14 protein-coding genes and 1 pseudogene are annotated in these 11,988 nt (G+C 65.6%); 4 read left to right on the forward strand and 11 right to left on the reverse strand.

Going from position 1 to position 11,988, the window contains the following annotated elements:
- Positions 1–45 precede the first annotated feature (45 nt).
- The 4 genes and pseudogenes from O3669_RS01735 to O3669_RS01750 all read left to right on the forward strand — a co-directional run.
- Entirely contained in the window at positions 46–1,149 is a 1,104-nt protein-coding gene (locus O3669_RS01735) for a LacI family DNA-binding transcriptional regulator (RefSeq protein WP_371523397.1), read from the forward strand.
- 30 nt (positions 1,150–1,179) lie between these two features.
- Complete coding sequence (locus O3669_RS01740; RefSeq protein WP_371523398.1) at positions 1,180–2,145, forward strand: hypothetical protein; 966 nt, start codon at positions 1,180–1,182, stop codon at positions 2,143–2,145.
- Positions 2,146–2,224: 79 nt separating this feature from the next.
- Positions 2,225–3,163, forward strand: coding sequence for a hypothetical protein (locus O3669_RS01745; RefSeq protein WP_371523400.1), 939 nt, complete (start codon positions 2,225–2,227; stop codon positions 3,161–3,163).
- 525 nt (positions 3,164–3,688) lie between these two features.
- Positions 3,689–3,970: pseudogene (locus tag O3669_RS01750) on the forward strand (sialidase); the annotation flags it as partial.
- 160 nt (positions 3,971–4,130) lie between these two features.
- Here O3669_RS01750 and glmM read toward each other — a convergent pair.
- From glmM to infA, 11 genes are all read right to left on the reverse strand, one after another.
- Positions 4,131–5,483, reverse strand: coding sequence for a phosphoglucosamine mutase (gene glmM, locus O3669_RS01755; RefSeq protein ID WP_295965967.1), 1,353 nt, complete (start codon positions 5,481–5,483; stop codon positions 4,131–4,133).
- 181 nt (positions 5,484–5,664) lie between these two features.
- Entirely contained in the window at positions 5,665–6,156 is a 492-nt protein-coding gene (rpsI, locus tag O3669_RS01760; protein ID WP_295965964.1) for a 30S ribosomal protein S9, read from the reverse strand.
- Between the two features lie 40 nt (positions 6,157–6,196).
- Positions 6,197–6,640: a 50S ribosomal protein L13 gene (gene rplM / locus O3669_RS01765; protein ID WP_009054754.1), complete on the reverse strand. Its 444-nt coding sequence runs from the start codon at positions 6,638–6,640 to the stop codon at positions 6,197–6,199.
- A gap of 203 nt (positions 6,641–6,843) precedes the next feature.
- A complete protein-coding gene (locus tag O3669_RS01770; RefSeq protein WP_371523402.1) occupies positions 6,844–7,752 on the reverse strand; it encodes a tRNA pseudouridine(38-40) synthase TruA in 909 nt (302 codons plus the stop codon).
- Positions 7,749–8,498 carry an ROK family protein gene (locus O3669_RS01775; RefSeq protein ID WP_295919902.1) on the reverse strand — a complete coding sequence of 250 codons (750 nt, stop codon included), beginning with the start codon at positions 8,496–8,498 and terminating at the stop codon, positions 7,749–7,751. The genes O3669_RS01770 and O3669_RS01775 overlap by 4 nt, the downstream gene beginning before the upstream one ends.
- An 85-nt stretch (positions 8,499–8,583) precedes the next feature.
- On the reverse strand, positions 8,584–9,153 hold the full coding sequence (gene rplQ, locus O3669_RS01780; RefSeq protein WP_295968532.1) for a 50S ribosomal protein L17: 570 nt from the start codon (positions 9,151–9,153) through the stop codon (positions 8,584–8,586).
- A 43-nt stretch (positions 9,154–9,196) separates the two neighbouring features.
- Positions 9,197–10,192: a DNA-directed RNA polymerase subunit alpha gene (locus tag O3669_RS01785; protein WP_009648071.1), complete on the reverse strand. Its 996-nt coding sequence runs from the start codon at positions 10,190–10,192 to the stop codon at positions 9,197–9,199.
- A gap of 124 nt (positions 10,193–10,316) precedes the next feature.
- Entirely contained in the window at positions 10,317–10,727 is a 411-nt protein-coding gene (gene rpsK / locus O3669_RS01790) for a 30S ribosomal protein S11 (protein WP_295968534.1), read from the reverse strand.
- 61 nt (positions 10,728–10,788) lie between these two features.
- Entirely contained in the window at positions 10,789–11,163 is a 375-nt protein-coding gene (rpsM, locus tag O3669_RS01795) for a 30S ribosomal protein S13 (RefSeq protein ID WP_005872704.1), read from the reverse strand.
- Positions 11,164–11,312: 149 nt separating this feature from the next.
- Positions 11,313–11,426 (reverse strand): 50S ribosomal protein L36, encoded by a 114-nt coding sequence (gene rpmJ / locus O3669_RS01800; RefSeq protein ID WP_003790577.1) that lies wholly within the window; start codon positions 11,424–11,426, stop codon positions 11,313–11,315.
- Positions 11,427–11,466: 40 nt separating this feature from the next.
- Positions 11,467–11,688: a translation initiation factor IF-1 gene (gene infA / locus O3669_RS01805; protein WP_003790580.1), complete on the reverse strand. Its 222-nt coding sequence runs from the start codon at positions 11,686–11,688 to the stop codon at positions 11,467–11,469.
- Positions 11,689–11,988: the final 300 nt, after the last annotated feature.

Genomic DNA, 11,988 nt, shown 5'->3' on the forward strand with positions numbered 1-11,988 from the left:
GTTGGTGTGTTTCCGCAAACACACACGAGGAATTGGGAGCCCATCATGGAGCGCGCAACCCGGGCCGACGTCGCTCGCGTCGCAGGCGTCGCCCCCTCAACCGTGTCGCTGGTCCTCAACGGTCGAGGCCGTGATGTCAAGATCGCTCCGGCAACCATCGAGCGCGTCCGACAGGCAGCCCGCGACCTCAACTACATCCCCAACGCAGCGGCGCGCTCGCTGCGCCGAGGAAAATCCCACCTCATCGCCCTCCTCATGGCCGAACTGCCCGACGACCCCTTCGTCCCCGTCGTCCACACCGTCCTCACGACAGCCATGATTGACATCCAGCGCCGCGGCTACCTCCTCCTACCCCTCTTCCAGTCCGGCGACGGCGCCTCCGACGCCGAAGTCATCCGAGGAGTTCTGGGCGACACCCAGCTGGCCGGCATCATCCGCGAAACCACCTCCGCCGAGGCCTTCACCTCGCGCCTGCTCGCCAACCTCGGCATCCCCGTCGTCGCCATGTCCATGATCGAGGCCAACCCCACAGGCTCCGAATCGTCGCTCGTGCGCATCGACGAAGGCTCCGGCGTCCACGACATCATCTCCTCCTGCACCCTCGTCAACCCGGACACTGGCCTCGGATCCGGCCGCGCCGTCTTCCTCGCCGGCCCCAACACCAACCACGCCCGCCAAAACCCCATCGCACGCGCCTTCGGCACCAACTTCACCCTCTACTCCCTGCCCGACTGGGAAGCATCCACCGCATACCAGGCCTCCCTGCGCCTGCTCACCGAGGACCCCACGATCTCACTCATCGCTCTCGCCGACGACTCACAGGCTCCCGGCGTCTTCCAAGCCGCCGCGGACCTCGACCTGTCAGTACCCACCCACCTGTCCATCCTCGGCTTTGGCAACCAAGACCACCGCAGCGCCGACGCCATGGGCCTCACCACCGTCGACTGGCCCCTCAAAGACATGACCTCCACCGCCGTCACCTCCATCATCAACGTCATCGAAGGACGCCCTCCCGCCGACAGCATCCACCCCGGCCCCCTGACCTTGACCCTGACCGAGGAGGCAACCCCGGCCTCGTCCCAGGCGATCCCCGTCGCAACCATCCCCACGCGCCCCGTCTGGCGCGCCTCGGTCGCCCGGCGGCGCTAACGCGCCCGCCGCACCCGCTACAGTAGCTTCATGTCCACCTCCATCAGCTTCACGCACCCCGTGGGCACGATGTGCCCCGGATACGTCACGCGCGCCCTCATGCCCTACCTCATTGGTAGGCTCGGGGCCGACGGCGTCACCGCCTCGCTCGTCGTCGAGCCGGGCGACTCGTCGATGTTTCTGGTCATCAAGGACTTATTCCGCTACAACCTCTCACCCCTGTTTATTCAGCTCCTCGAGGCACCCCCGATCTCGCACAAGGAGATCCTCAACCGGTGGGCCGACGGGGTCTGCAACCGCATCCGCATAGAAGCCGCACAACTCGCCAACCCGAACGTGCTGCGCCAACGCGTACGCACCGAGCTCGTGCCCAGCCACACGACCCAACACCCCGACTTCTCCTACGCGCGTCCCTTCGGCGCCGGCCTCTCGCTCATCCTGAGCATCGTCCACGAGGCCGGGGCATCCAGGTGCACCACCGACGGCTTAAGGCTGCGCCCCCTGAGCGTCGACGAACTCTTCCACTACGGGCAGGCCAACACCGACGCCGCACCGATCACCACCGTGCAGCCATCCGGGCCGACCACATGCCTGTCCAGCCAATCGCCGTTCATCGCGGCCAAGGCCGCGAACATGCCCGCGCTGCTCGCGCGACAGGAGATCACCGCTCCGAACGGCCTGTTCGTCATGCTCCCGCAGCAGCAGCTCCTGTTTTACGCCCCCGCCGACCCCAACAACATCTCCGCACAGCTACACTCCCTCGTCGACTTCGTCCGATTCCCGATCATCGACGCGCAGACCAACAACCCCCACCGCGCCCTGAGCCGCGACATCTTCTATTACTCGCCCGACGGCACGCTCGACGCCATCACCCGCGCCGACGACCCCGATGTCCAAGAACTGCTGAGCAATCCCCACATCAGCTCCACCAACTACCACGTCAGCGTACAGAAATACCTCTCCCCCGCCTTCGAGCAACGTTTCTTCTCCCACTAGGCGACCGCCCGCCGCACCCGGATCCGCAAGGCCGCCCCGGCCTCGTCCCAGATCCCCCACACCCCCGTAGAATCAACCCATGGACCGCCACGAGATCACCGAACGGACCCTGCCATTCCTCCTGCGACGGCTGCACGACGCGGGGATCTCGGCAACGCCCCACGTCGACTCACACACGGGCGACATCTACCTGAAAGTCGACGGGTGGAGGCGCATCAACGTGGAGAACCTTATCGACGAACTCGCCCAGACGGATCCCTCCACGCACGAGGTCAGAATCGAGCGATGGGTCGCCTTCATCATGGAGTCCGGCCGTATCGCCGAACAGTCCGTCACCGACCCCGACGAGCTGCGCCAGCGCGTGCGGACCCGCATCATCCCCGCGAACCTTGCCGCCAACCCCCACCTCAGCTACGCGCGCCCCTTCCCCGGCGGCCTTGCTCTGGCCCTGTGCCTCGACTTTCCTAACACCGTCACAACCGTCAGCAACGGGCACCTCGAGAAGTACCCAATCGGCCTCGACGAGCTCTACCACTGGGGGCAGATCAACACCGACAACGAAGCCATCGACGAGCACACCACCTGCGGCCCCTTCACGGGAATCGCCGGGCAGTCACTGTTCATCGCATCGAAGGCCGCGCACATCGCCTCCCTGGTCTCGACGCTCCACATCGACGCACCCCACGGGCTCTTGTTCGCGATCCCCGACCGTTCCGTCCTCCTGTACGCACCCGCCGACCCGACGTCGCCAACCCATCAATTCGTCAGCCTCGTGGACTACCTCCGCATCGACATCCTGCAGCGCCTCCACACCACGCCCGCGCGCATACTCAGCAAGGACCTGTTCTACTGCTCACCCGACGGCACCTTCGGTGCCATCACGCGAAGCAACCACCCCGACGTGCAGGAACTCTTCACAAACCCAGATCTGGACGCGGACAGATTCACGGAGCTTGCGCTCACGTACATGACTTTTTTCGAGGGCTACCACATGCGCTTCTATCCCCCGAACATGTGAGGCGGCTCGAAAGAGTGAGGGCTCCGGCCGCGCCCCTCCGAGGCACCTCCGAGGCCCTCCGAGCGCCCTCCGAGCGCCCTCCGAGCGCCCTCCGAGCGACTCACCCACGAATGGTTTCCCCACAATGTCGCACGTAATTTGGGTCCCCTCACTTTTCTTAGGGGTCGAGAAAACCGCATGATTCCAACGATCAGATTTCAAATCCTGAAATACTCCCGGGGGAATTACGTGCGACTTTTCTGGGGCAGCACGACGGGTAGGCGGCAGCACGACGGGTAGGCGGCAGCACGACGCGCATAGTTCCCCCACAATATCGCACGTAATTTGGGTCCCCTCACTTTTCTTAGGGGTCGAGAAAACCGCATGATTCCAACGATCAGATTTCAAATCTTGAAATACTTCCGGGGGAATTACGTGCAACTTTTCTGGGGCAGCACGACGGGTAGGCGGCAGCACCCGCGCGTCGTCCAGGACCGTCGCAACGGGCGCCTCGTCCTCATCGACCACTTCCCCGGCGGAATCGGACAGCCCAACGCTGCGCCCTGGCCGAGTGAGGAGTGCCCCGAGCGCGTCGTCTTCGCCAACGCCTCGCAGATGCGCCCCTATCGAGGCCGTGGCGTGCTACGCCTGTCGGAGGACGGAGGGCGCACCTGGATCGCGTCGCGCACCTTCAACCCCGCCCACTACGTCTACCAGTGCATGACGATTCTGCCCGACGGCACGCTGGGCCTGCTCTGGGAGCGCGAGATGCAGGGCCTATCTTTCACCTGCATCCCTCTGCAGTGGATTGAGGCCGCGAAGATGTGAACACATCGCTCACCCCCAACGAGGCGACCGCAGCGCACTCCTTCCCCGGCCAGCGGCCCTCGCGCGCCTCACTGCCACGGCTCACCACTGAGGGCCATGCATAGCGAGAGGGCGGGTACCGACAGGTACCCGCCCTCGGCGCATTGAGTCACGGAGACGATCAGAGCGCCAGGTTCTCCTTGACGACGTCCGCCAGCGAAGCGGCGACGGAGTCGGCCTCCTCCTGGGTGGCGGCCTCGACCATGACGCGCACGAGAGGCTCGGTGCCCGAGGGGCGCAGCAGCACGCGGCCGGTATCGCCCAGGCGAGCCTCGGCAGCAGCAACCGCCGCAGCCACGGCCTCGTTCGTCGACGCGGCCGCGCGGTCCACGCCACCCACGTTGATGAGAGTCTGCGGCAGGCGCTGGATGAAGGACGTGAGGTCCGTCAGGGAGCGGCCGGACTCCTTCACCATGCGCGAGATGAGCAGAGAAGACAGGATGCCGTCACCGGTCGTCGCGTAGTCGCGGGCGATGATGTGGCCGGACTGCTCGCCGCCGAGCGAGTAGCCGGAAGCCAGCATCTCCTCAAGGACGTAGCGGTCGCCGACGCCGGTCTGCACGGTCTTAATGCCGACCTCGCGCATCGCGAGAATCAGGCCGAGGTTACTCATAACCGTCACGACGAGCGTGTCGTGCGCGAGGGCGCCGCGCTCGCGCGCGTTGACGGCCAGGGCACCCATGATCTTGTCGCCGTCGATGAGCGTGCCCTCGTGGTCGACGGCCAGGCAGCGGTCAGCGTCGCCGTCGTAGGCGACACCGAAGTCACAGCCGGAGGCAACAACGGCGGCTTGCAGGGCCTCGGGGTGGGTCGAACCGGCGTTGAGGTTGATGTTGCGCCCGTCGGGTTCAGCGTTGATGACAGTGATCTCGGCACCGAGCTCACGGAAGACAGCCGGGCCGAACTCGTGGGCGGCACCGTTCGCGCAGTCGATCGCGATCTTCATGCCGCGCAGGTCGGTGCCGGTGGCCTCCACCAGGTGCGAAATGTAGGAATCGCGTGCCCACGCGTGATCGGCGTTAATCTCGCCGACGCCGTCGCCGGTCGGGCGATCCCACTCGGTGTTCACGAGGGCTTCGATCTGGTCCTCGACCGCGTCGGCCAGCTTGTAGCCGCCGTGCGCGAAGAACTTGATGCCGTTGTCGGGCATGGGGTTATGGGAGGCCGAAATCATGACGCCCAGGTCCACGGTGTCCTCCGTGGCCGTCAGGTGGGCGACGGTGGGGGTGGTGACGACGCCGATGCGCGTAACGTCCATGCCGGCGCTGGCAAGGCCCGCAGCGAGGGCGTGATCCAGGAATTCGCCCGAGATGCGCGTGTCACGCCCAATGATCGCGCGGGGCTTCGAACCGTCCGCGCGCCGAGCCCCACCGAACTGGCGGGCGGCGGCCTCGCCGAGCTGGAGCGCGAGATCCGCGGTGATGTCAACGTTTGCCAGTCCTCGCACGCCGTCCGTGCCGAACATCCTGGGCATAATGTCTCCGTTCAGTGGGTCATACGACTGGTCTAAGGGTACCCCGACTGCGCCCTCGACCTTGTACGAGGCCGTGGCCCGGACAGTGTCGGCGCTCACATTGCGGGCGGTGTTGACAGGAACAAGAAGGTCGCGCCCCGCGGGAGCGGGGCGCGACCAACAGAAAATGTGCTGAAGGTGATCAGCGCTTCGAGAACTGCGAAGCCTTGCGGGCCTTCTTGAGGCCTGCCTTCTTACGCTCGGTGGCGCGGGCGTCGCGGGTCAGGAAGCCAGCCTTCTTGAGGGCCGGACGGTTGGCGTCGCGGTCGATCTCGTTGAGGGCGCGCGACACGCCGAGGCGCAGGGCGCCGGCCTGGCCGGAGATGCCGCCGCCGTTGATGCGGGCGATGACGTCGAAGCGGCCGTCAATGTCGAGCAGGACGAAGGGGGACTTCACCAGCTGCTGGTGCAGCTTGTTGGGGAAGTAGTCCTCAAGGGTGCGACCGTTGATGGTCCACTTGCCGGAGCCGGGGACCAGGCGAACGCGGGCAACGGCCTCCTTGCGGCGGCCCAGGCCCGCGCCGGGCGCGGTGATGGACTGGCCGGCACCGGCGGGCGCCGACTCGGTCTCGGACGTGTAGGAGCTGGGGACGATTTCCTCGTCCAGCTCAGCGGAAACGATGGTCTCAGCCACGGTTCTCCTCAGTGTTATAGGCGTTCAGCGACCTGTGAGGTCACTGAGCCACCTGGGTCAGTTCGTAGGGAACCGGCGACTGGCCGGCGTGGGGGTGCTCCGGGCCAGCGTAGACGTGCAGCTTCTTGAACTGCGCGCGGCCGAGGGAGTTGTGGGGAAGCATGCCCTTAACGGCCTTCTCGACGGCGCGCTCGGGCGTCGCGGCGAGGAGGTCACGGTAAGCGGTCGCGGTCAGGCCGCCGGGACGTCCGGAGTGGCGGTACGCCATCTTCTGGTCCAGCTTCTTGCCGGTGAGGGCAACCTTGTCCGCGTTGATGATGATGACGTAGTCGCCCATGTCCATGTGAGGGGCGAACGTCGGCTTGTGCTTCCCACGGAGGAGGGCAGCGGTCTGAGCTGCCAGGCGACCGAGGACGACGTCGGTGGCGTCAATGACGTACCACTTCTTGTCCGCGTCCCCAGGCTTGGGTGAATAGGTGCGCACGGGCGTAACCTTCAATTCTTGTTGGTCATGGGACGCCGCGCCGGTTTTTCCGGGGGCATCCGCGATGAAACGGTTCGCGCGAGGCGTCGGCGAGCGCTCCTAGCGAGTGGGAGACACTAGGTACTCTGCTGACGCACAGCACTAGCCATATTATCGGTGCGTAGCCCGGCGGTCAAAGCGCGGCGAATACTGTGTCACATTCCTCAGCCGTCGTCGCCACAGCACGTGTCACGCCTGGCCCGGGCCTGATTGGCCCGTGCGCCCCACTGACTGGGATCGGGATAGTCGACACCTTCGAGGGTAAGGCCGTGCGCGGGGGCGATCGGCGCGGCCTCGGAGCGGGAACGGGCGGCGAGGATGGCGGCCGGGTAGTCCGTTCCGCGCGCGCCTGTTCCGACGAGGAGGAGGGCCCCGACGAGCGAGCGGACCATCGAGTGACAAAAGGCGTCGGCCTCGACGCGGAAGACGAGAGTGCCGTCCGCCTCGCGCTCGGCGCGCAGGGTACGCAGAGTGCGGATGGTCGTGGCCCCCTCGCGCGGTCGGCAGAACCCGAGGAAGTCATGTTCTCCGAGGAGGGCAGCCCCGGCCTCGTTCATCACCGCCACATCGAGGGGATCCTCGACCCACAGGCGGTCCCAGCGTCCCAGCGGCTCGGGGCGGTCGGAGACCCGGTAGGCGTAGCGGCGCCCGAGCGCAGAAAAACGCGCATCGAAACTGGGGCCGACAACGGCAGCGGAGTAGATGCGCACGTCGCAGGTGCCGCGCGCGGCGGCCAGGTCGCGCCCACGCGCCCTCTCGCCGTAGCGGCCCGAGAGGATCTTGTTCAGCCTGCGCACGATCGACGAGGCCGTGGCCCCCTCATCGGATTCCCTGCCCCTGGGGGCGAGCCGCGCCCAGGCCTCGTCGCTGATGTCCACGTGGCACACCTGGTGGCGCGCGTGTACGCCGGCGTCGGTGCGCCCGGCGACCGTCATCGTTGCCTCCTCGCGCGAGGCCATGGCCAGCGCCGCTTCAATCTCCCCCTGGACGGTGCGCAGGCCCGGCTGGGCCGCCCACCCGCGAAAGTCAGTACCGTCGTAACCCAGGTCGAGGCGCAGGCGCCGCACGCTCACAGCTCCCACGCTCGCACGCCGCCAATAATGCCCGCGTCATTAGGCACGACGATGACGTCGTCGCCCATGAGATGCAGGTTCGACGCGGTAATCCGCTTCGAGTTACCGCCGCCCAAGTAGAGCCGATCCCACATGTACATCGGTCGCAGGCCATCGACGACGCGGCGCACGCGGCGCGACCAGTGAGTGTCGCCCAGGCGCAGGCGCTCATGCTCGCCGATGTAGTCGTCATAGGTTAGACCCCAGCGCACCGGGCCCTGCGACACCTCAACGTGGGGGGCCAGCGCTCCCCCGTCGAAAACCGCGTTGCCCAGGCCTGTGCCCAGCGTGATGATCATTTCGAGGCCACGGCCCGTGATCGCGCCCGCGCCGGCGACCTCCGCGTCGTTGAGGACCTTGGTAGGAAGGCCCAGGGCCGCCGCGATCGCACGACCCATGTCGAAATGGTCCCAGCGCTCGACGAGCTCTGGCAGGACACGCGAGCGCGGACCGTCCCTCGTGATGTAGTGAGGCGTCGCAATGACCACTCCGTGGCGAATCATGCCGGGCATCCCCATCGTCACGCGGGTCGCGGCGGGCAGCTCCCTCGCGAGGCCAACGACGGTCTCCACGAGCAGCTCAGGAGGCAGCGGGTAGGGTGTGGGAACCCTACGCGGCGGAGCCATCATCGTTCCCCGCTCATCCACGACCGATCCCTTAATACCGCCGCCACCGCAGTCAATCGCCAAGGTCATCTCACGAGTCATGCACCCAGGCTACCGGATACGGCAAGGGCCGGACACCCCATGCGGAATGTCCGGCCCGATGCTCGAGTTGATCAGTGACTCACGATCACTTCTCGTCGGCGACCTGCTCGGCGGCGTCAGCCTCCTTGCCGGCCTCGGCGGCAACTTCCTCGGCCTCGTTGGCCATGGCGAGATCGCCTTCCTCGCGAGCCTCTTCGGCGCGCTCGGCGGCAGCCTCGGCGGCCTTCTCAGCCTCGTCGGCAACGGCCTTCGCAGCCGTCTTCTCGGCAGCCTTCACGACGGCCTTCTTCTCGACCTTCTCCATGACGAGCTCAATGCGCATCAGGGGAGCGTTGTCGCCCTTGCGGTTGCCGACGCGGATCAGGCGGGTGTAGCCGCCGGCGCGCTCGGAATCCATGGCGGGGACGAGCTCCTCGAAGAGGATCGCGACGATGCCCTTGTTGGGGATCTTCTTCAGGACCGTACGGCGAGCGTGCTGGTCGCCGCGCTTGGCCTTGGTGATCAGCTTCTCGACGTAGGGGCGCAGCATCTTAGCCTTCGCCTCCGTGGTCGTGAGGCCGCGGTGTTCGATGAGCTGAGCCGCCAGGTTCGACAGAATCAGCTTCTGGTGTGCCGGGCTACCGCCCAGACGAGCACCCTTCTTGGGGGTGGGCATGTGTTTCTCCTACGGATTCAATGCGTCCATCGGACGCACGGGGTCAGATGGACTGGTCGTCCGAAAAGATCGCGGCGGACTCCGAGTCGCCGAAGCTCGGCATGACCGAGTCCTTCAGCGTCATTCCGAGAGCCGCCAGGGACTCCTTGATCTCTTCGATCGACTTGGTACCGAAGTTGCGGATGTCGAGCAGGTCGGCCTCCGAGTGAGCAACCAGCTCGCCCACGGTCAGGATGCCGCGGCGACGCAGCGCGTTGTAGGAACGCGACTGCAGGTTCAGGTTCTCGATCGGGAGGGCCAGATCGGCTGCGAGGGTGGCGTCGGTGGTGGAGGGACCCACCTCGATGCCTTCCGCTTCCTCGTTCAGTTCACGCATGAGGCCGAACAGCTCCACGAGCGTCTTGCCGGCCGAGGCCAGGGCGTCGCGCGGGGTAATGGCCGGCTTGGTCTCCACGTCGATGACGAGGCGATCGAAGTCGGTGCGCTGCTCGACACGCGTCGCCTCGACCTTGTAGGTCACCTTGACGACGGGCGAGTAGATCGAGTCGATCGGAATGCGAGAGATCTCGGCCTGCGGATCCTTGTTCTGAGCGGCCGACACGTAGCCGCGGCCACGCTCGACGGTCAGCTCGATCTCCAGCTTGCCCTTCTCATTGAGGGTGGCAAGACGCAGATCGGGGTTGTGGATCTCGACACCGGCGGGAGGCGTGATATCGCCGGCGAGAACCTCGCCGGGGCCAGCCTTACGCAGGTACATGACGACAGGCTCGTCATTCTCGCTGGACAGGACGATCTGCTTGATGTTCAGGATGATCTCAGCGACATCTTCCTTCACACCTTCGATCGTGCGGAACTCGTGGGGGACGCCATCGATGCGGATGGACGTCACCGCTGCACCCGGGATCGAGGACAGGAGGGTACGACGCAGGGAGTTACCCAGCGTGTAGCCGAACCCAGGCTCGAGGGGCTCCAGGGTGAAACGGGAGCGCAGGTCGCTGACCTTTTCTTCGGTCAGGATGGGTCGCTCTGCAATGAGCACGTCTATTCCTTTCTGACCGGTGCCCGCTATATGACACCGGATATGGGAACCTGCTGGTGCAGGCTAAGGGAGTGTGAACCCGGGGGTTCAGACGTGGGGAGGGACGCACCCTCCCGTCCACAAGTCAGCCGCGGCGGCGCTTCGGCGGGCGGGTGCCGTTGAAGGCCTGAGGCGTGACGTCCTGGATCGAACCGATCTCGAGGCCGGCGGCCTGCAGGGAGCGGATCGCGGTCTCGCGGCCGGAGCCGGGACCCTTGACGAAGACGTCAACCTTCTTCATGCCGTGCTCCTGGGCGCGACGAGCCGCAGCCTCGGCCGCGAGCTGCGCGGCGAAGGGGGTGGACTTACGCGAGCCCTTGAAGCCAACCTGGCCGGAGGACGCCCAGGCGACAACCGCGCCCGTGGGGTCCGTCAGGGAAACGATGGTGTTGTTGAACGTCGACTTGATGTAGGCGTGGCCGTTGGTGACGTTCTTCGAAATCTTGCGACGCGGCTTACGGGCGTTGCCCGAGCGCGAGGTCTTTGCTGCTGCCATTTCTGGTTCAGTTCCTTCTTGTCGCGGAAAGCTACCCCGTGGGGGCGGGCTCTCCTAGGCCTTACTTGGCCTTCTTCTTGCCTGCAACGGTGCGCTTGGGGCCCTTGCGGGTACGCGCGTTGGTCTTGGTGCGCTGACCGTGGACCGGCAGGCCACGACGGTGGCGAAGGCCCTGGTACGAACCGATTTCGATCTTGCGACGAATGTCGGCCTGAACCTCACGGCGGAGGTCACCCTCAACCTTGAAGTTTGCCTCAATGTAGTCACGAAGCTTGACGAGTTCCTCTTCCGTCGCGTCCTTCACGCGAGTGTCCGGGCTGACGCCGGTGGCGGCGAGGGTCTCTGCCGCGCGGGTGCGGCCGACTCCGTAGATGTATGTGAGCGCGATCTCGAGCCGCTTCTCGCGGGGGAGGTCGACGCCGGCAATACGTGCCATGGTGATGTTGCTCCAGTTGTTCATCGGAGGTCGTCATCGCTCAGTCCGGGCGAGCAGCCCGGCCTCGGCCTCCGAACCGAGGGTCGCCCACTGGGTGGGCGCTTAGAGTGATGCTGTGGGGCATGATGCCCCGCGGGTCGCAGCGGGTCTCAGCCCTGGCGCTGCTTGTGCCTGGGGTTGTCGCAGATGACCATGACATTGCCGTGGCGACGAATCACCTTGCACTTGTCACAGATCTTCTTGACACTCGGCTTGACCTTCATGGTTGTTACCTCCACTGCCCGGTGGGCAGTTTGTGTCGGGTCACTTGTAGCGGTAGACGATACGGCCTCGGGAGAGGTCGTAGGGGCTCAGCTCGACGACAACTCGATCCTCGGGCAGGATGCGGATGTAGTGCTGACGCATCTTTCCCGCAATGTGGCCGAGAACCACGTGGCCATTCTTAAGTTCCACACGGAACATCGCGTTAGGCAGGGCCTCAACGACCGTGCCTTCCATCTCAATGACGCCGTCTTTCTTCGCCATATCCTCCGTTTATCCTCTACATGTCTCGGATAGGTTGCGGCGGATGCCGCTAGGCGCATCTTTGCCATGGTGACATGCGGATACGCCCAAGGAACTACTCTACGGCATGCGCACCCTCGGGCGATAGTGCTAAACTCTGTCGACTCGCTCACGTTTAATGCGTCACATTTTTCGCACACGCCGTCGCACAGTAATTCAGCGCCGAGGCCGTGGATGAGTCAGCCCACGAATCGCACACCACGCGCCACACACCGCAAACCAGACAGCGCGCGCCACACACCAGCGCGGGGACTGCCCGAG

The sequence above is a fragment of the Pauljensenia sp. 20925_1_34 genome (assembly GCF_041432775.1).
Classification (GTDB): domain Bacteria; phylum Actinomycetota; class Actinomycetes; order Actinomycetales; family Actinomycetaceae; genus Pauljensenia.